The 19,155-nt window shown below is 61.7% G+C and carries 21 protein-coding genes; 17 read left to right on the forward strand and 4 right to left on the reverse strand.

Annotated elements, in window-relative coordinates:
• Nucleotides 1-2 precede the first annotated feature (2 nt).
• Nucleotides 3-587 (reverse strand): Fe-S biogenesis protein NfuA, encoded by a 585-nt coding sequence (gene nfuA / locus WBK23_RS13805; RefSeq protein WP_424484506.1) that lies wholly within the window; start codon nt 585-587, stop codon nt 3-5.
• A gap of 110 nt (nt 588-697) precedes the next feature.
• On the reverse strand, nt 698-1,378 hold the full coding sequence (locus WBK23_RS13810) for an alpha/beta family hydrolase (RefSeq protein WP_424484507.1): 681 nt from the start codon (nt 1,376-1,378) through the stop codon (nt 698-700).
• 105 nt (nt 1,379-1,483) lie between these two features.
• On the opposite strand from WBK23_RS13810, the gene ccoN (WBK23_RS13815) reads away from it, so the two are divergent.
• The 14 genes from ccoN (WBK23_RS13815) (at nt 1,484) to hemN (ending at nt 15,249) form a co-directional block, all read left to right on the forward strand.
• On the forward strand, nt 1,484-2,935 hold the full coding sequence (ccoN, locus tag WBK23_RS13815; protein WP_424484508.1) for a cytochrome-c oxidase, cbb3-type subunit I: 1,452 nt from the start codon (nt 1,484-1,486) through the stop codon (nt 2,933-2,935).
• Nucleotides 2,935-3,543 (forward strand): cytochrome-c oxidase, cbb3-type subunit II, encoded by a 609-nt coding sequence (gene ccoO, locus WBK23_RS13820; RefSeq protein ID WP_424484509.1) that lies wholly within the window; start codon nt 2,935-2,937, stop codon nt 3,541-3,543. The genes ccoN (WBK23_RS13815) and ccoO (WBK23_RS13820) overlap by 1 nt, the downstream gene beginning before the upstream one ends.
• Nucleotides 3,544-3,562: 19 nt before the next feature.
• Nucleotides 3,563-3,733 carry a cbb3-type cytochrome oxidase subunit 3 gene (locus WBK23_RS13825; RefSeq protein WP_424484550.1) on the forward strand — a complete coding sequence of 57 codons (171 nt, stop codon included), beginning with the start codon at nt 3,563-3,565 and terminating at the stop codon, nt 3,731-3,733.
• Nucleotides 3,730-4,668, forward strand: coding sequence for a cytochrome-c oxidase, cbb3-type subunit III (gene ccoP, locus WBK23_RS13830; RefSeq protein WP_424484510.1), 939 nt, complete (start codon nt 3,730-3,732; stop codon nt 4,666-4,668). The genes WBK23_RS13825 and ccoP (WBK23_RS13830) overlap by 4 nt, the downstream gene beginning before the upstream one ends.
• Before the next feature lie 381 nt (nt 4,669-5,049).
• Complete coding sequence (ccoN, locus tag WBK23_RS13835; RefSeq protein ID WP_424484511.1) at nt 5,050-6,507, forward strand: cytochrome-c oxidase, cbb3-type subunit I; 1,458 nt, start codon at nt 5,050-5,052, stop codon at nt 6,505-6,507.
• Nucleotides 6,507-7,115, forward strand: a complete 609-nt coding sequence (ccoO, locus tag WBK23_RS13840; RefSeq protein WP_424484512.1) for a cytochrome-c oxidase, cbb3-type subunit II — start codon at nt 6,507-6,509, stop codon at nt 7,113-7,115. The genes ccoN (WBK23_RS13835) and ccoO (WBK23_RS13840) overlap by 1 nt, the downstream gene beginning before the upstream one ends.
• A 6-nt stretch (nt 7,116-7,121) precedes the next feature.
• Nucleotides 7,122-7,307, forward strand: coding sequence for a cbb3-type cytochrome oxidase subunit 3 (locus WBK23_RS13845; RefSeq protein WP_090256143.1), 186 nt, complete (start codon nt 7,122-7,124; stop codon nt 7,305-7,307).
• A complete protein-coding gene (ccoP, locus tag WBK23_RS13850; RefSeq protein WP_424484513.1) occupies nt 7,304-8,290 on the forward strand; it encodes a cytochrome-c oxidase, cbb3-type subunit III in 987 nt (328 codons plus the stop codon). Before WBK23_RS13845 ends, ccoP (WBK23_RS13850) begins: the two co-directional genes overlap by 4 nt.
• 136 nt (nt 8,291-8,426) lie before the next feature.
• A complete protein-coding gene (gene ccoG, locus WBK23_RS13855) occupies nt 8,427-9,839 on the forward strand; it encodes a cytochrome c oxidase accessory protein CcoG (protein WP_424484514.1) in 1,413 nt (470 codons plus the stop codon).
• A gap of 12 nt (nt 9,840-9,851) precedes the next feature.
• Nucleotides 9,852-10,385, forward strand: a complete 534-nt coding sequence (locus WBK23_RS13860; RefSeq protein WP_424484515.1) for a FixH family protein — start codon at nt 9,852-9,854, stop codon at nt 10,383-10,385.
• Nucleotides 10,385-12,784 (forward strand): heavy metal translocating P-type ATPase, encoded by a 2,400-nt coding sequence (locus tag WBK23_RS13865; protein WP_424484516.1) that lies wholly within the window; start codon nt 10,385-10,387, stop codon nt 12,782-12,784. The genes WBK23_RS13860 and WBK23_RS13865 overlap by 1 nt, the downstream gene beginning before the upstream one ends.
• A gap of 93 nt (nt 12,785-12,877) precedes the next feature.
• A complete protein-coding gene (gene ccoS, locus WBK23_RS13870; RefSeq protein ID WP_424484517.1) occupies nt 12,878-13,099 on the forward strand; it encodes a cbb3-type cytochrome oxidase assembly protein CcoS in 222 nt (73 codons plus the stop codon).
• Nucleotides 13,092-13,775, forward strand: coding sequence for a sulfite exporter TauE/SafE family protein (locus WBK23_RS13875; protein ID WP_424484518.1), 684 nt, complete (start codon nt 13,092-13,094; stop codon nt 13,773-13,775). Before ccoS ends, WBK23_RS13875 begins: the two co-directional genes overlap by 8 nt.
• A 91-nt stretch (nt 13,776-13,866) precedes the next feature.
• Nucleotides 13,867-15,249: an oxygen-independent coproporphyrinogen III oxidase gene (gene hemN, locus WBK23_RS13880; RefSeq protein WP_424484519.1), complete on the forward strand. Its 1,383-nt coding sequence runs from the start codon at nt 13,867-13,869 to the stop codon at nt 15,247-15,249.
• A 10-nt stretch (nt 15,250-15,259) separates the two neighbouring features.
• On the opposite strand, the gene WBK23_RS13885 is transcribed toward hemN, so the two are convergent.
• Complete coding sequence (locus WBK23_RS13885; RefSeq protein WP_424484520.1) at nt 15,260-15,724, reverse strand: DUF1931 family protein; 465 nt, start codon at nt 15,722-15,724, stop codon at nt 15,260-15,262.
• A gap of 153 nt (nt 15,725-15,877) precedes the next feature.
• On the opposite strand from WBK23_RS13885, the gene fnr reads away from it, so the two are divergent.
• From fnr to WBK23_RS13900, 3 genes are all read left to right on the forward strand, one after another.
• Nucleotides 15,878-16,612 carry a fumarate/nitrate reduction transcriptional regulator Fnr gene (gene fnr, locus WBK23_RS13890; protein WP_424484521.1) on the forward strand — a complete coding sequence of 245 codons (735 nt, stop codon included), beginning with the start codon at nt 15,878-15,880 and terminating at the stop codon, nt 16,610-16,612.
• A 28-nt stretch (nt 16,613-16,640) separates the two neighbouring features.
• Nucleotides 16,641-17,189: an adenine phosphoribosyltransferase gene (locus WBK23_RS13895; RefSeq protein ID WP_424484522.1), complete on the forward strand. Its 549-nt coding sequence runs from the start codon at nt 16,641-16,643 to the stop codon at nt 17,187-17,189.
• Nucleotides 17,190-17,428: 239 nt separating this feature from the next.
• Nucleotides 17,429-18,259: a metal-dependent hydrolase gene (locus WBK23_RS13900; protein ID WP_424484523.1), complete on the forward strand. Its 831-nt coding sequence runs from the start codon at nt 17,429-17,431 to the stop codon at nt 18,257-18,259.
• 59 nt (nt 18,260-18,318) lie between these two features.
• Here WBK23_RS13900 and WBK23_RS13905 read toward each other — a convergent pair whose 3' ends face one another.
• On the reverse strand, nt 18,319-19,041 hold the full coding sequence (locus WBK23_RS13905; RefSeq protein WP_424484524.1) for a TetR family transcriptional regulator: 723 nt from the start codon (nt 19,039-19,041) through the stop codon (nt 18,319-18,321).
• Nucleotides 19,042-19,155 lie beyond the last annotated feature (114 nt).

A 19,155-nucleotide genomic window follows, 5' to 3' on the forward strand; every position in this document is an offset into this window, starting at 1 on the left:
ACTTAGTAGTAGGCGTTTTCCTTGTTGGTGTGGTCGGTCACATCGCGCACGCCTTTAAGCTCGGGAATACGCTCCAGCAGGGTTTTCTCGATACCTTCCTTGAGCGTCAGGTCGACCTGGCCGCAACCCTGGCAACCGCCGCCGAACTTCAATACGGCAATGCCATCGTCAACCACGTCGATCAGGCTGACTTCGCCGCCATGGCTGGCCAGGCCGGGGTTGATCTCGGTTTGCAGGTAGTAGCTGATGCGCTCGTTGATCGGGCTGTCCTCATTGACCATCGGCACTTTGGCGTTCGGCGCCTTGATAGTCAGCTGACCGCCCATGCGGTCGGTGGCGTAATCGACCACGGCGTCTTCCAGGAAGGGCTCGCTGACGGCATCGATCCAGGCGGTAAAGCTGGCCAGACCGAGCGCAGTGTCCTCACCCTTCTGTTCGCCCGGCTTGCAGTAGGCAATGCAGGTTTCGGCGTACTGGGTGCCCGGCTGGGTAATAAATACGCGAATGCCGATGCCCGGGGTGCTCTGCTTGCTCAGCAGGTCAGCCAGATAATCGTGGGCAGCGTCGGTAATGGTAATGGTGCTCATGGCAACTCCTCGCAAACATGCGCGCAGTGTACGCCACTCGCCCGCGCCGGCAAAGTCCTAGTGTTTTAGTAGGAATAACACCTATTCGCTAAAACCCAGCCGCCGCAGGCCTATACGCAGAGAAACTGCGCAATCGCATCGGCTGCCGCAAGCAGGTGCTGCTGATGAGTGAAGCCTGAGCTTTTCAACGGTTTGAGGTCATGGTCGCCCGCTGCCAGCCAATGCAGCTTGATCGCCTCAGACAACGTGTAACCCGCCACTGCCTGCCGGTCCCCCAACGCATCGCGCTCGCCCTGAACAATCAGGATCCGCGTGCGCAGTTCGGCCAGGTGCGCGACCCGTGGTTTTTCCGGTTTGCCGACGGCGTAGAAGGGATAACCCAGGCACACCAGCGCATCCGCGCCCAACTCATCAGCCAGCAGACTGGCCATGCGCCCGCCCATGGACTTGCCGCCAATCGCCAACGGCCCTGCGACCTGTTGGCGCACCGCCGCATACACCGCCTGCCACTGTTCCAGCAGTTTGGCCTGGGGGTTGGGTGGGCGTTTCTTGCCGTCCAGGCGGCGCGCGGCCATATAGGCGAATTCGAAGCGCAGCACCGCAATCCCGCGCGCGGCCAGCAGTTGCGCCATTTCCTGCATAAATGCGCTGTCCATCGGCGCCCCGGCGCCATGGGCCAGGATCAGGGTGGCGCGCGCCTCGCCAAGCGGGCGATCCCACAGCCAAGCGCCCTCACCCTGCCCCTGCACGTATTGATCCCCGTCAATACCCGCCTCTTGCCCTTTGCCCATGCTTGCCTCGCTTAAAAACCATTTGGACTGCGGCGCTGATAGTACAGGCGCGCAGCCATGGATATTCGATGATCTGCCCATAACCGTGGATGGAAGCCCGCCCAGATGAATACAACCAGGAACACCGCAACCAGTTCCGCCTACAACTACAAGGTGGTTCGCCAATTCGCCATCATGACGGTGGTGTGGGGCATTGTCGGGATGGGGCTCGGCGTATTTATCGCCACGCAACTGGCCTGGCCCGAACTCAATTTCAACCTGCCGTGGACCAGCTTCGGCCGCCTACGCCCCTTGCACACCAACGCGGTGATCTTCGCCTTTGGTGGCTGCGCGCTGTTTGCCACCAGCTATTACGCGGTGCAGCGCACCTCGCACGCCACCCTGTTTGCGCCCAGGCTGGCGGCCTTTACCTTCTGGGGCTGGCAACTGGTGATTGTCCTGGCGGCCATCAGCCTGCCCATGGGCTGGACCAGCTCTAAGGAATACGCCGAGCTGGAATGGCCGATCGACATCCTGATCACCATCGTCTGGGTCAGCTACGCCGTGGTGTTCTTCGGCACGATCATCAAACGTAACGTCAGCCACATCTATGTCGGCAACTGGTTCTTCGGCGGTTTTATCCTCACCGTGGCGCTGCTGCACCTGGTTAACAACCTGGAAGTGCCGGTGACCCTGACCAAGTCCTACTCGGCCTATGCCGGGGCCACCGACGCGATGATCCAGTGGTGGTACGGCCACAACGCAGTGGGCTTTTTCCTCACCGCCGGCTTTCTCGGCATGATGTATTACTTCGTACCCAAGCAAGCCGGGCGGCCGGTGTACTCCTATCGCCTGTCGATCGTGCACTTCTGGGCGCTGATCACCCTGTATATCTGGGCCGGCCCCCATCACTTGCACTACACCGCGCTACCGGATTGGGCGCAGAGCCTGGGCATGGTGATGTCACTGGTACTGCTGGCACCCAGCTGGGGCGGCATGATCAACGGCATGATGACTCTCTCGGGCGCCTGGCATAAGTTGCGCACCGACCCGATCCTGCGCTTTCTGGTGGTGTCCCTGGCGTTCTACGGCATGTCGACCTTTGAAGGGCCGATGATGGCGATCAAGACCGTCAACGCCCTGTCCCATTACACCGACTGGACCATCGGCCACGTGCATGCCGGCGCGCTCGGCTGGGTCGCCATGGTCTCGATCGGCGCGCTCTATCACATGCTGCCCAAGGTCTTCGGTCGCGACGAGATGCACAGCATCGCGCTGATCAACGTGCATTTCTGGCTCGCTACCATCGGCACCGTGCTCTACATCGCCTCGATGTGGGTCAACGGCATCGCCCAGGGCCTGATGTGGCGCGCGGTCAACGAGGACGGCACGCTCACCTACTCCTTCGTCGAAGCGCTGGAAGCCAGCCACCCCGGTTTCGTCGTACGGGTCATCGGCGGCGCGATCTTCTTCACCGGCATGTTGGTGATGGCCTGGAACGTCTGGCAGACCGTGCGTCATACCAAAGCCGCTGAAATGGACGCCGCCGCGCAGTTTTCGCTTGAGGGAGCGCATTGATGAGACACGAACTACTCGAAAAGAACATCGGCCTGATGGCGCTGTTGATGGTGCTGGCCGTGAGTATCGGCGGCCTGACGCAGATCGTGCCGCTGTTCTTCCAGGACGTCACCAATGAACCGGTGGCCGGCCTCAAGCCCTACACCGCACTGCAACTGGAAGGTCGCGATATCTATATCCGCGAGGGCTGCGTCGGCTGCCATTCGCAGATGATCCGCCCGTTCCGCGCCGAGACCGAACGCTACGGCCACTACTCGGTGGCTGGGGAAAGCGTCTACGACCATCCGTTCCTCTGGGGTTCCAAGCGCACCGGCCCGGACCTGGCCCGCGTTGGCGGTCGTTACTCGGATGAATGGCAGCGCGCGCATCTGTACAACCCGCGCAACGTGGTGCCGGAGTCGAAGATGCCGGCCTACCCCTGGCTGGTGGAAAACAGCCTCGACGGCCAGGACACCCCCGCCAAGATGAAAGCCCTGCGCATGCTCGGCGTGCCGTACAGCGACGCAGATATCGCCGGGGCCAGTGCTGCGGTAAAGGGCAAAAGTGAAATGGATGCGCTGGTTGCCTACCTGCAGGTGCTGGGCATTGCCGTGAAGAACAAGAGGTAGGGCCATGACACTTGAACTGATGGATATAGGCACCCTGCGCGGCATCGGCACGGCACTGGTTCTGCTGTCCTTTGTCTGCGTCACCCTGTGGGCTTACAGCGGCAAGCGCCGCACGGCGTTCGACGAGGCCGCCCTTCTGCCCTTTGCCGATGAACCCAAGCTGGCTGCACCAAGGAGCAACACCCCATGAGCACGTTCTGGAGCTGGTACATCACAGTGCTGACCGCCGGCACTCTGCTCGCGCTGTTCTGGCTGATTTTCGCCACCCGCAAAAGCGAAACCCACAAGAGCCCCACCGAGCAGACCATGGGCCATGCCTTTGACGGCATCGAGGAATACGACAACCCACTGCCCAAGTGGTGGTTTATGTTGTTTCTCGGCACCCTGGTCTTCTCTGTCGGCTACCTGCTGCTCTACCCCGGCCTGGGCAACTGGAAAGGCTTGCTGCCGGGCTATGACAACGGCTGGACCCAGGTCAAGCAATGGCAGCGCGAAGTGGAGAAGGCTGACGCGCTGTATGGGCCGATTTTCGCCAAGTATGCCGCCATGCCCGTGGAGGACGTGGCCAAAGACCCGCAGGCGCTGAAAATGGGCGGCCGCCTGTTCGCCACCTATTGCTCGATCTGCCACGGCTCCGACGGCAAAGGCGCGGTGGGTTTTCCCAACCTGACTGACAACCACTGGCGCTGGGGCGGCGAGGCTAACGTGATCAAGGCCAGCATCCTCAATGGCCGCATGGGGGCCATGCCGGCTTGGGCCGCGGTGATTGGCGAGGACGGCGTGCAACAGGTCGCCGCCTATGTGCGCAATGGCCTGGCTGGTCTGCCGCTGCCAGCCGACAAGCGCTTCGATCTGGAACAAGGCGCAGCGATCTTTGCCGCCAACTGCCAGGCCTGCCACGGCGCGCAAGGCACTGGCATGGCCATGCTCGGTGCTCCGGACCTGACCGCGTCGACCGGCTGGATCTACGGCAGCAGCCTGGTGCAATTGCAGCAGACCATTCGCCACGGCCGCAACGGCCAGATGCCGGCGCAAGAGCAGTACCTGGGCAACGACAAGGTCCATCTGCTGGCCGCTTATGTGCTGAGCCTGAGCCAGCCACAACAGCACGCGACCACCCAGTAATCCGTCAACCGCGAAACCCCGCTGGCGGCGCAATGCCGCCAGCCACCCCGAATCGCCCCCAGCCCTGCTGCGACAGCCGCCCAGGCAGTGCGACCCAAGGTCGCACCCTTCCCGACCAAGTGCATGCGCAACTTTTGACTTGAGCTAATCTTGTCGACAGTCGCCACCCGTCATAACTCCAAGGCGATTCCCATCTTTCGCGCGACGCCATTTAAGGCGTTTGATGCTTGTGGCAGTGCCCTGCATAAGCGGCCATGCACCTCTGCCAACAGCTCTGAAAGCCTTATTGTGTCGGCTTGTGTCGTTGCAATGAGTACCTGCTTTCTCCATACTTGCCGCCGATTTTTGCCCCTAAAAAATCCATTAACCGTGGAACCCATAATGAGCACAGCAATCAGCCCGACTGCTTATAACTACAAGGTGATTCGCCAGTTCGCCGTCATGACGGTGATCTGGGGAGTCATTGGCATGTCCTTAGGTGTATTCATCGCCGCACAACTGGTGTGGCCTGAACTCAACCTGGGCATGGAATGGACGAGCTTCGGCCGTCTGCGTCCGCTGCACACCAACGCGGTGATTTTCGCCTTTGGCGGATGCGCGCTGATGGCTACATCTCTTTACGTGGTGCAGCGCACCAGCCAGGTTCGCCTGGTTTCTGACTCCCTGGCGGCTTTTGTCTTCTGGGGTTGGCAGTTGGTGATCGTCGCTGCGGTCATCACCCTGCCTATGGGTTTCACCGGTTCCAAGGAATACGCAGAGCTGGAGTGGCCGATCGATATCCTTCTGGGCATCGTCTGGGTCGCTTACGCCGTGGTGTTCTTCGGCACCATCGTCAAGCGTCAAACCAAGCACATCTATGTCGGCAACTGGTTCTTCGGTGCCTTCATCCTGGTTACCGCGATGCTGCACATCGTCAACAGCGCGGCCGTGCCGGTGAGCCTGTTCAAGTCCTACTCGGCTTACGCCGGTGCGACTGACGCGATGATCCAATGGTGGTACGGCCACAACGCCGTGGGCTTCTTCCTGACCACCGGCTTCCTGGGGATGATGTACTACTTCGTACCCAAGCAGGCCGAGCGTCCGATCTACTCCTATCGCCTGTCCATCGTGCACTTCTGGGCACTGATCACTCTGTACATCTGGGCTGGCCCGCACCACCTGCACTACACCGCACTGCCGGATTGGGCACAGTCCCTCGGCATGGCGATGTCGATCATCCTCCTGGCACCAAGCTGGGGCGGCATGATCAACGGCATGATGAGCCTGTCGGGTGCCTGGCATAAGCTGCGCACCGACCCGATCCTGCGCTTCCTGGTGGTATCGCTGGCGTTCTACGGCATGTCGACCTTCGAAGGCCCGATGATGGCCATCAAGACCGTCAACGCCCTGTCCCACTACACCGACTGGACCATCGGCCACGTACACGCCGGCGCTCTCGGCTGGGTGGCGATGATCTCCATCGGCGCGCTGTATCACCTGCTGCCAAAGGTCTTTGGTCGTCCGCAGATGCACAGCATCGCGCTGATCAACGCCCACTTCTGGCTCGCCACCATCGGCACCGTGCTGTACATCGCCTCGATGTGGGTCAACGGCATCACCCAGGGCCTGATGTGGCGTGCAGTCAACGAAGACGGCACCCTCACCTACTCCTTCGTCGAAGCCCTGGAAGCCAGCCACGGCGGTTACGTGGTGCGCATGATCGGCGGCGCATTCTTCGTCACCGGCATGCTGTTGATGGCTTACAACACCTACCGCACCGTGCGTGCCGCCAAGGCTTCTGAATACGAAGCGGCTGCACAGATTCCTGCCGCCCAACTCACTGCAGGGAGCGCGCACTGATGAAACACGAAATCATCGAGAAGAATATCGGCCTGATGGCGCTGCTGATGGTTCTGGCCGTCAGCATCGGCGGCCTGACTCAAATCGTTCCGCTGTTTTTCCAGGACGTCACCAACCAGCCAGTCGCAGGCCTCAAGCCTTACACCGCGCTGCAACTGGAAGGCCGCGATGTGTACATCGCCAACGGCTGTGTCGGCTGCCACTCGCAGATGATCCGTCCGTTCCGCGCCGAAACCGAACGCTACGGCCACTACTCGGTAGCCGGTGAAAGCGTGTGGGACCACCCGTTCCTGTGGGGTTCCAAGCGTACCGGTCCGGACCTGGCCCGCGTTGGCGGTCGCTACTCGGATGAATGGCAGCGTGCGCACCTGTACAACCCGCGCAACGTGGTACCGGAGTCGAAGATGCCGGCCTACCCCTGGTTGGTTGAGCACAAGCTCGACGGCAAGGACACCGCCAAGAAGATGGAAGTCATGCGCGGCTTTGGCGTTCCCTACACCGATGAAGACATCGCTGGGGCCAAAGACGCGGTGAAAGGCAAGACCGAAATGGACGCGCTGGTCGCGTACCTGCAGGTTCTCGGCACCTCCATCAAGAACAAACGGTAACGCACTGTGGATATCGGGACTATTCGCGGCATAGGCACAGCAGTGGTGTTCATCGCCTTTATTGGCGTGGTGCTCTGGGCCTATAGCAGCAAGCGCAAATCGAGCTTCGACGAGGCCGCCAACCTGCCCTTCGCCGACGATCCCAAACCCAACGAGCGTGACGAGCAATCTTCCAGGAGCAATAACCAATGACCACGTTCTGGAGTTGGTACGTAACCATCCTATCTCTGGGCACCATCTTCGCCCTGACTTGGCTGATCTTCGGCACCCGCAAGGGCCAGCGCGAAGAAACCACCGAGGAAACCGTCGGGCATGAGTTCGACGGCATCGCCGAGTTCGACAACCCGCTGCCCAAGTGGTGGTTCATGCTGTTTGTCGGCACCATCATCTTCGCCCTCGGCTACCTGGTGCTCTACCCGGGCCTGGGTAACTGGAAGGGCCTGCTGCCGGGCTACGACTACCTCGACAGCGATGCCAAGACCCCCTTCGCCACCAGCGTGCAAATCGCCGATGGCGAGCGCAACGCCGGTTGGAACGGCGTGCACCAGTGGGAAAAGGAAATGGCCAAGGCTGAAGGCCAGTACGGCCCGATCTTCGCCAAATATGCGGCCATGCCGATCGAGCAAGTGGCCCAGGACGAGCAAGCGTTGAAAATGGGCGGCCGCCTGTTTGCCTCTAACTGCTCGGTCTGCCACGGCTCCGACGCCAAGGGCGCGTATGGTTTCCCCAACCTGACCGACAACGACTGGCTGTATGGGGGCGAGCCGGAAACCATCAAAACCACCATCATGGGCGGTCGTCAGGCGGCAATGCCAGCCTGGAAGGACAGCATTGGTGAAGACGGTATCCGCAACGTCGCCGGCTATGTGCGCAGCCTGTCCGGGCTGAAAACCCCGGAAGGTATCGAGGTAGACCTTGCCGCAGGTCAAAACATCTTCGCGACCAATTGTTCAGTCTGTCACGGTGCTGACGCCAAGGGCCAACAGGCCATGGGCGCGCCGAACCTGACGGACAAGACCTGGTTGTATGGTTCCAGCTTCGCTCAGGTGCAACAAACTCTGCGCTACGGCCGCAACGGCAAGATGCCTGCTCAGCAAGACTTCCTGGGCAACGATAAAGTGCATCTGCTCGCGGCTTACGTGTACAGCCTGTCGCAAGCAAAAATCGAGAAGTGATTCTCCTGCCGAACAGGCGCGACCGCGAGTCGCACCTGCTCGGCAATTGTCAGGCGTACCATAGCGCAAGAGCCCGTATGACCCCGGCCGGCACGTATCGACCGAGGCAGCCAATCAACCGCCGTGGTACGAACTGATGAGTACACAGATTCCAGTCAAAGACGTCACCCCTGCCCCGGCCAAGGTCGAAGTTGTTGACCTGTACGCCAACCGCGAAAAAATCTATACCCGCGCCTTCACCGGCATCTTCCGCAACCTGCGGATGCTCGGTGGTGCTGCCCTCTTCCTGCTGTACTTCGGCACCGTATGGTTGAACTGGAATGGCCGTCAGGCCGTCTGGTGGGATCTGCCGGAGCGCAAGTTCCATATCTTCGCCGCCAGTTACTGGCCGCAGGACTTCGTCCTGCTCTCAGCCTTGCTGATCATTGCCGCCTTCGGCCTGTTCTTTATCACCGTGTTCGCCGGTCGCGTCTGGTGCGGCTACACCTGCCCGCAAAGCGTGTTCACCTGGGTCTTCATGTGGGCTGAGAAGGTCACCGAGGGTGACCGCAACCAGCGCATGAAGCTCGATAAGGCACCGATGACCGCGCAGAAATTCCTGCGCAAGCTGGCCAAACATGGCATCTGGGTCGGCGTATCGCTGCTCACCGCCATCACCTTCGTCGGCTATTTCACCCCGATTCGCCAGCTGATTCCTGACCTGTTCACCCTCGAGGCCGGCGGCTGGGCGCTGTTCTGGGTCGGTTTCTTCACCCTCGCCACCTACGGCAACGCCGGCTATCTGCGCGAGCAGGTGTGTATCTACATGTGCCCTTACGCGCGCTTCCAGAGTGTGATGTTCGACCAGGACACCCTAATCGTTTCCTACGACCCGCGCCGTGGCGAACACCGCGGCCCGCGCAAGCGTGAGGCCGATTACCAGGCCGAGGGCCTGGGCGACTGCATCGACTGCAAGATGTGCGTACAGGTCTGCCCGACTGGTATCGACATCCGCGACGGCCTGCAAGTTGAGTGCATTGGCTGCGCGGCCTGTATCGATGCCTGCGACAGCATCATGGACAAGATGAACTACCCGAAAGGGCTGATCAGCTACACCACCGAACATAACCTCTCCGGGCAGAAAACCCAGCTGCTGCGGCCACGCCTGATTGGCTACGCCGTCGCCCTGCTGGCGATGTTCTGCGTGTTCGCCTGGGCCATCTCCAGCCGCTCGCTGGTGGAGCTGGATGTGCTCAAGGACCGCGTGCTCTACCGGGAGAACGAAGAAGGCCGGATCGAGAACGTCTACACCCTGAAGATCATGAACAAGGCCCAGCACGAGGTCACTTACCTGATCGAAGCCGACGGCCTCGACGGCCTGGTTTACGAAGGCAAACGCGAAATCACAGCACTGGCCGGCGAAGTGCTGTCGCTGCCTATAGAACTGTCGATCGAGCCGGAAAAACTGCCCTCGAGCGCCAACGAAATCATCTTCCGCCTGCACGCAGTAGATGACCCCAGTATCAAAACCGCCGCTGACAGCCGCTTTATCGGCCCCAGCGTACGCTGATTAGAGATGACTATGACCGAGCCCTTAGCTGAAAAGAACGCCGCCGTTATCAAGCCCTGGTACAAGCAGTTCTGGCCCTGGTTCCTGATCGGCCTGCTGGCTTACTCGGTGGCGCAAGGCCTGGCCCTGCTGACCATCGCCACGCAGAACCCACCGGGGCTGATTTCCGATGACTACTACGACGTCGGCAAAGGCATCAACCAGTCGCTGGAGCGGGAAAACCATGCCGTGCGCCTGAAGCTGCACGCCACCCTCGAACTCAACGAGGAAACCGGCGTGGCCCACCTGCAACTTGAAGGCTATAGCCGCCCGCAACAGCTGCAACTCAACCTGATCTCGCCGACCCAGCCGGAGCGCGACCGCCGAGTGATCCTGCAACCGCAAGCTGACGGCAGCTACAGCGGGCAGATGATCGACGCCGTGCAAGGCCGCCGCTTTATCGAGCTGATCGGCCAGGAAGGCGGCAAAGACTGGCGCCTGTTCGAGGAAGAGAACGTGCAGAACGGCAGCGTCATTCGTCTCGGGGACGCGCAGCAAGCACCCTGATGGCCAGCCCAACGCCCTGCTACCACTGTGGCCTGCCGGTACCTAACGGCAGCCGTTTCCACGCGCACATCCTGGGCGAGCCCCGCGAGATGTGCTGTCCGGGCTGCCAGGCGGTGGCCGAGGCGATAGTCGCCGGTGGCTTGCAGCACTACTACAGCCACCGCAGCGAAACTGCAGCCAACCCGCGCAGCCTGCCGCAAGCCCTGCCCGATGAGCTGGCGCTGTACGACCGCAGCGACGTACAGCAACCCTTTGTCGAACACCAAGGCGAGCTGAGCCAGACCTGCCTGCTGATCGAAGGCATCAGCTGCGCCGCCTGCGGCTGGCTGATCGAGAAACACTTGCGCAGCCTGCCCGGCATCACCGAGGCCACGCTCAACCTGTCCAATCACCGCTTGCAGTTGCGCTGGGCCGACAGCCAGATCCCGCTTAGCGATGTGCTCAAGGCGCTGCGCAAGATTGGTTATGCCGCGCACCCCTGGCAGACCGATGCCGCCGCCGACCAGCTGCAACGCGAGAACCGTCGCGCCATGCGCGAACTGGGCGTGGCCGGCCTGCTGTGGATGCAGGTAATGATGGCGACGATGGCCACCTGGCCGGAATTCAACGTCGACCTGTCGCCCGAGCTGGACAAAATCCTGCGCTGGACCAGCCTGTTTCTCACCACCCCGATTGTCTTCTACTGCTGCGGCCAGTTCTTTCGCGGCGCCTTGCGTGACCTGCGCACCCGCCACCTGACCATGGATGTATCGGTATCCCTGGCCATCGGCGGGGCCTACGTCGCCGGCATCTGGTCAACCATCACCGGCCAGGGCGAGCTGTATTTCGATGCGGTGGGCATGTTCGCCCTGTTCCTGCTCGCTGGGCGCTACCTGGAACGCCGCGCCCGCGAACGCACGGCCGCCGCTACCGCGCAGCTGGTCAAGCTGCTGCCCGCCTCCTGCCTGCGCCTGGATGCCGACGGCCAGAGCCAGCGCATTCTGCTCAGCGAGCTGCAGCTCGGCGATCAGCTGCTGATACCGCCCGGCGCATTGCTGCCGGCAGACGGCTGCATCCTGCAAGGCCAGTCGAGCATCGATGAAGCGCTGCTGACCGGCGAATACCTGCCACAAGCGCGCGGCGTCGGTGATCACGTCACCGCCGGCACGCTCAACGTCGAAGGGCCGCTGACCGTCGAAGTGCAAGCGCTGGGCGATGCCACCCGCCTGTCCGCCATCGTCCGCCTGCTTGAGCGTGCGCAGAGCGACAAACCGCGCCTGGCGGTATTAGCCGACCGAGTTGCGCAGTGGTTCCTGTTGATCGTGCTGCTGGCCGCCGCCGTGGTCGGCCTGATCTGGTGGCAACTCGACCCCTCGCGCGCCTTCTGGATTGTCCTCGCTCTACTGGTCGCCACCTGCCCCTGCGCCCTGGCCCTGGCCACCCCCACTGCGCTGACCGCCGCCACCGGCTCCTTGCACAAACTGGGCATGCTGCTGACTCGCGGCCATGTACTGGAAGGGCTTAACCAGATCGACACACTGATTCTCGACAAGACCGGCACTCTCACCGAAGGCCGCCTGACCTTGAGCGCGATCCACCCACTGCGCGAACTGGACAGCGATGCCTGCCTGGCCCTGGCCGCAGCGCTGGAGAACCGCTCGGAACACCCGATTGCCCGCGCCTTTGGCCAGGCCAGTGAGGCTGCCAGCCAGGTCGACAGTTATCCGGGGCTGGGCTTGCAGGGCCAGGTTGGCAGCCGTTTGCTGCGCATCGGCCAGGCCGATTTCGTCTGCGCACTCAGCGGCCAACCCGCGCCAGCCATTGCCGGCGAACACGGCCAGTGGCTGCTGCTCGGCGACGCCCAGGGCCCACTGGCCTGGTTCGTGTTGACTGACCGCGTGCGCGACGACGCGCCGCAGCTGATCGAGACGGCGCGTGCGCGTAACTGGCAGATCATGCTGCTGTCCGGCGATAGCTCGCCGATGGTTCAGGAAGTGGCGCGTCAACTCGGCATCAACGATGCCCGTGGCGGCCTAACCCCGGACGCCAAGCTCGCCGTGCTGCAGGACTTGCACAACCAGGGCCGGCGGGTGCTGATGCTTGGCGATGGGGTCAACGATGTACCGGTGCTGGCCGGCGCGGATATCAGCGTGGCCATGGGCAGCGCCACCGACCTGGCGAAAACCAGCGCCGATGCGGTGCTGCTGTCCAACCGCCTGAGCAGCCTGGTGCAGGCGCTACATATGGCGCAACGAACTCGGCGCATCATCATCGAGAACCTGAGCTGGGCCAGTCTGTACAATGGCTTGGTGCTGCCCTTCGCCGCCATCGGCTGGATCACCCCGATCTGGGCCGCGCTGGGTATGTCAGTCAGCTCGCTATTGGTCGTACTAAATGCCCTGCGACTGACACGCACCTAGGGTGGATCACGTTTCACCGATCCACCACAGCGCCGCCATGGTGGATGTAAAAAGCGACATCCACCCTACGTCTCGCCCGAATCCGGAGATTCTATGCCCGCGCTCTATATCCTGATCCCGGTCGCCATTGCCCTGGTGGCTTTTGCCATCTGGCTGTTCTTCTGGGCGGTGGACAGCGGCCAGTACGATGACCTCGACGGCCCGGCCCATAGCATCCTATTCGACGACGAAGACCCCAAGCACACCGCGGCCGTAAACCAGGCGCAGCAACAAGACCAACCCAAAGACTCTCAGCAGGACAAGCCCGATGCTTGAGCTGCTGCCGCTGCTGGTTTCGGCGCTGATTCTCGGCTTGCTCGGTGGCGGCCATTGCCTGGGTATGTGCGGCGGGCTGATGGGCGCGCTGACCCTGGCCATTCCAGCCGAGCGACGCGCACAGCGCTTTCAGCTGCTGCTGGCCTATAACCTGGGGCGCATCTGCAGTTACAGCCTGGCCGGTCTGCTGCTGGGTCTGGCGGGCTGGGCGCTGGCCAATAGTCCGCTGGTGATGGGCCTGCGCATTGTCGCGGCGCTGTTACTGATTGCCATGGGCCTGTACCTGGCCGGTTGGTGGAGCGGCCTGACCCGTATCGAGGCGCTAGGCCGTGGCCTATGGCGGCATATCCAGCCGCTGACCCGGCGCTTTATGCCGGTCACCAGCCTGCCGCGCGCGTTGGTACTGGGCAGCCTATGGGGCTGGCTGCCCTGTGGCCTGGTCTACAGCACCCTGTTGTGGGCCGCCAGCCAAGGCAATGCCGTCGACAGCGCCGCGCTGATGTTTGCCTTTGGCCTCGGCACCCTGCCGGTGCTGCTGGCCACCGGCCTGGCCGCCGAACGCCTGACTGCACTGCTGCGCAAACAGGGCGTGCGTATGGCCGGCGGCATTCTGGTAATCCTCTTCGGCCTTTGGACCCTGCCCGGCCCGCACCAGCACTGGCTGATGGGCCACTAAGCGCTAACCAACCGCTTGATACAGGTCAAAACACCCCAGGCGCGCCGCTCTTAGACTTCCCGGCATTGATAGCCAAACCGGGAATACCCGCATGCTCAATGCCATCCAGTGGGACAGCACTCTGATCCGCCGCTACGACCAGGCCGGCCCGCGCTACACCTCCTACCCGACCGCCGTGCAGTTCCATGAGCGCGTCAGCCAGTTCGACCTGCTGCATGCCCTGCGCGACAGCCGCAAAGCCCTGCGGCCACTGTCGCTGTATGTGCACATCCCGTTCTGCGCGCACATTTGTTACTACTGCGCCTGCAACAAGGTGATCACCAAGGATCGCGGCCGCGCCCAGCCCTATCTGGAAAAACTCGAACGCGAAATCGAGATCATCGGCCGTCATCTCGACCCGCAGCAGAAGGTCGAGCAGCTGCACTTTGGCGGTGGCACGCCGACCTTTCTCAGCCACGATGAGCTGCGCCACCTGATGGGCCACCTGCGCCAACACTTCAACCTGCTGGATGACGACAGCGGCGACTACAGCATCGAGATCGACCCGCGCGAAGCCGATTGGTCGACCATGGGCCTGCTCCGCGAGCTGGGTTTCAACCGCGTCAGCCTGGGCGTTCAGGACCTCGACCCGGCCGTGCAACGGGCGGTGAATCGCCTGCAGACCCTGGAAGAAACCCGCGCCATTGTCGAAGCCGCGCGCACCTTGCAGTTCCGTTCGGTGAATATCGACCTGATCTACGGCCTGCCGCTGCAAACTCCGGAGCGCTTCGCCCGCACCGTCGCCGAAGTGATTGCCCTGCAACCGGACCGCCTGTCGCTGTTCAACTACGCCCACCTGCCGGAGCGCTTTATGCCGCAGCGGCGGATCAACACCAGCGACCTGCCTAGCCCAGGCGACAAGCTGGCCATGCTGCAAGCCAGCATCGAGCAACTGAGCGCCGCTGGTTACCGCTATATCGGCATGGACCATTTCGCCCTGCCCGACGACGAGCTGGCCAGCGCCCAGGAGGATGGCAGCCTGCAACGCAACTTTCAGGGCTACACGACCCACGGCCACTGCGACCTGATCGGTCTGGGGGTGTCGTCGATCAGCCAGATCGGTGACCTCTACTGCCAGAACAACAGCGACCTGAGCAAATACCAGGACAGCCTCGACCATAGCGAACTGGCCACCCTGCGCGGCCTGCACTGTGACCCCGACGACCGCTTGCGCCGAGCCGTTATCCAGCAGCTGATCTGCCATTTCCAGCTGCGCTTTGCCGATATCGAACAGGCGTATGCCATCGATTTTCGCAGTTACTTTGCCGATATCTGGCCGCAGCTGCAGCAGATGGCCACTGACGGGCTGATTGAATTGACCGCCCAGGGCATCGAAGTGCGGCCAGCGGGACGACTGCTGGTGCGATCGCTGTGCATGCTGTTTGATCGCTACCTGAATGAGCTGAGCAGGCAGCGTTTTTCCCGAGTGATTTAGTAGGCAGGGGTTATTTTATGATCAGGCTGGCCACTTCCTGCATCTGCTGATCGCTCAGGTTCTGCTCACCCATGGCCTTGAGCAGCGTCGCGTTGGCGCCGCTCAGCGCGCCCTGCAGCGAGGCCAGTTCACCCTGCAACGCTTCGATTTTCATGCGCTTGGTCTCAGGGTCGAGGCTCTGATCCTGCATGACCTCTTCCAGTTCGGCTTTCTTCGCCTCGATCTGCTCTTTCAACTCGCGGATTCGCTTGAGCAGATCCTTGACCACGTCCGGCAGGCTGCTCTCATCAATGTCGCGATTCTTCTGCGCAGCGGCGGAGCGCGCCTGGCCCAGCTCCGACAGGCTCACCCGTAGGCTGTCGCGCAGCGCCTGCTGATCGCCCTCGCTGCTTTCTACAACACCTTCGGCCGCCGCGTTCTTGCGCTCCAGCGCAACGTTCATGCGGGTGCTCAAGTGGGTCGATTCCAGACGCATACGCGTGCTCCTTGCAGATAATTAAATGCCGCCTGCTTTATCGGCCGCACGAGATAAAACCTGAACATTCGATCAGACTTGAGTCTTAGTGGCCCTGCCCTGCGCCCTGCTGTAACCTTACGACTATTGTGTGTTTAGCCAGGATCGCCAGCGATGTCCGAAAGCATCAAGTTGCATGCCCCACACCAAGCCCATTGCAAGGATTGCAGCCTGGCGAGTTTGTGCCTGCCGCTGTCCCTGAACCTGGAAGACATGGACGCGCTCGACGATATCGTCAAACGCGGCCGCCCATTGAAAAAAGGCGAATTCCTGTTTCGCCAGGGCGACACCTTCAACTCGGTCTTCGCCGTACGCTCTGGCGCGCTGAAAACCTTCAGCCTGAGCGATGCCGGCGACGAACAGATCACCGGCTTCCACCTGCCCAGCGAGCTGGTCGGCCTGTCCGGCATGGACAGCGAGAGCTACCCGGTATCGGCCATGGCCTTGGAAACCACCTCGGTGTGCGAGATCCCGTTCGAGCGTCTGGATGAGCTGTCCGTCCAGCTGCCGCAACTGCGTCGCCAGCTGATGCGCGTCATGAGCCGGGAGATTCGCGACGATCAGCAAATGATGCTGCTGCTGTCGAAGAAAACCGCCGATGAACGCATCGCCACCTTCCTGGTCAACCTGTCGGCCCGCTTCCGCGCCCGCGGCTTCTCCGCCAACCAGTTCCGCCTGGCCATGTCGCGCAACGAAATTGGTAACTATTTGGGCCTTGCGGTGGAGACCGTGTCGCGGGTATTTACCCGCTTCCAACAGAACAAGCTGCTCGAAGCCGAAGGCAAGGAAGTGCACATTCTCGACCCGATCGAGCTGTGCGCCCTGGCCGGTGGCAACCTTGAGGGCTGACCGACCCGCTCAGCGCAGGACCTAACCGATGATCTTCGACGAATTCAGCATCAAGACCCTGATCCGCCCGGTGGTGGACTTCCCCAAGCCGGGGGTGATCTTTCGCGATATCACCCCGCTGTTTCAGTCGCCACGTGCCCTACGCATGGTCGCCGACAGTTTTATCCAGCGCTATGTCGAGGCTGACTTCAGCCATATCGGCGCCATGGACGCGCGCGGCTTTCTGATCGGTTCGATCATCGCTTACGAACTGAACAAGCCGCTGATCCTGTTCCGCAAGCAAGGCAAACTGCCCGCCGACGTGCTCAGCGAGAGCTACCAGACCGAGTACGGCGAAGCCAAACTGGAAGTGCACGCCGACAGCCTCTGCGAAGGCGACAAGGTACTGATTTTCGATGACCTGATCGCCACCGGCGGCACCCTGCTGGCCGCCGCGCAACTGGTACGGCGCATGGGCGCGAGCATCATCGAAGCCGCCGCGATCATCGACCTGCCCGAACTGGGCGGCTCGCAGAAGCTGCAAGACAGTGGCATCCCGACCTTCGCCCTGACCACCTTCGCCCTCACCGACCAGTAACCGCGCTGGCTTGGCAAACCGCCCGCGACCTGCGGGCGGTTGCGTTTCTGCCTGGTGCAAACTGTCTGACAACTATCCATAAGTTGGCCCAATTCCGGCCGCCCTGGCCAGGAATGACCTCGCGCCGAAAACGCCCTCGGCTAAAGATAAATCACGGCCCAAGACAGCCCAGCCTGTCGTCCCAAGCCCCATAACAAGAGCGGTCGCGAACGCGATCAATATGCCGAGGAGTCGCCCTTATGACAGCCAAAACCAGTAGCCCAACCGCCAGCTTTCCCGTACGCCGCATGGACTTCAGCTTCACCGAAGGCCAGAAGTTCTGGTTTGCCGGCGACCCCTTTATGAGCCACTTCATGAACAACCTGTCGTCGCTGTTTCCCTATGGCGAAAAGTTCTTCGTCGACAGTGTGCGCGCCGTGCGCGAGCAGGTGACTGAGCCGCAGCTAAAGAAGGACATCAGTGCCTTTATCGGTCAGGAAGCCATGCATTCCAAGGAGCACGCGGCCTATAACGACTACGCCGCCGAGCACGATATCGACCTGGAAATTCTCGAACTGCGGATCAAGGTGCTGCTGGAATGGGTAACCCGGATCACCACCAAGAAGCAGCGTCTGGCCGCCACCTGCGCCCTGGAGCACTTCACCGCGACCATGGCCGAGCAGCTGCTGCAACGCGAAGACCTGACCACCCAGATGAACGACCCCAAGCTTTATCAGCTGTGGATGTGGCACGCGATTGAGGAAAACGAACACAAGGCGGTCTGCTACGACGTGTACCAGCAGGTCTACGGCGGCTACTTCACCCGCGTCGGCATGATGGCGATTTCCACCGTGATCTTCTTCGGCGTGATCGGCTGGTTCCAGCTGCACTTGCTGCGCAAGGACGGCCAACTGTTCAACTGGCGCAGCTGGGGCAAAGGCCTGAAAACCCTGTTCGGTCCACGCAACGGCTTCCTGACCAAACTGATCCTGCCGTACCTGGACTACTACCGCCCCGGCTTCCACCCCTTCGACCACGACAGCAAGGCGCTGGAACAGCGCTGGCGTCAGCGCCTGGGCTTTAACAACTGATTGCAGCCCAGTCATAAAAAACCCGGCCTCGGCCGGGTTTTTTATTGGCGATTTAAGCGCTATGCAACCGGCAACTTGAGCTGCCCCAAGCCCTGCAGCACGCTGGCCCCGGTAAACAGCATAACGATCTGCTCTTCGGCCAGAGCGCAGATTGCCGCTTGCCGCTCGGGTTGGCCGATATAGTCCAGCGACAGCTGGAACAGGTTGCGACTGATCAGGTTGGACACCTGCAGCACCACCGCCGGGTTGACCATCTCCGGCAGCAGTTTGAAGGCAATGATGTCCTCGGCCATGTCTGCGCCGAACTCATCCATCACCTCCTGCAAGGCAGCGCGCAGCACGGCAGATGCGCCATGCAGTTCGCGCACGCCGATGATAAAGGCCTCGGAGTTCTGTGCGACGAAATCGAAGAACAGCTGCACGGTTTCATGGCACACCCGCCGGCTGCGCTGCAGATCGATGCCAAATAGCATCGGAGAGCTTGCCTGAGGCGACTGCACGGCGCGCTCGGCGGCTTCACGGCGCAGGTCGCGCAGCGGTTGGCGCAGCTGGGTGGAGATTTGCCGGATCACCGTCAGGCCCAGGTCATCCACATCCTTGAAGTGCCTATAGAAGGTATTGGGGTTCAGCCCGGCTTCACGCGCCAACTCACGCAGGCCGAGATTGCTCAGGCTGCGGCTGGTTGAGGTGAGACGTAACGCGGCCTCCAGTAACAGGGTCTTGCCGGGGGCCTCGGTGGCTTTTTCTGCGGCTGGCTGCTGCTCGCTGGCGTCTGCCTGCATGACGAACCCTACCTAAAAGTTGGCTTGTGAGAATGGTGCTTGCTGGCGAGTATACACTTGTCTACCTTGGTATACAGCTGTATACGCCAGCAATAAACATAACAGGAGCTTGGC

Origin of the sequence: Pseudomonas sp. (genome assembly GCF_049653025.1) — a bacterium.
Taxonomy (GTDB): Bacteria; Pseudomonadota; Gammaproteobacteria; order Pseudomonadales; family Pseudomonadaceae; genus Aquipseudomonas.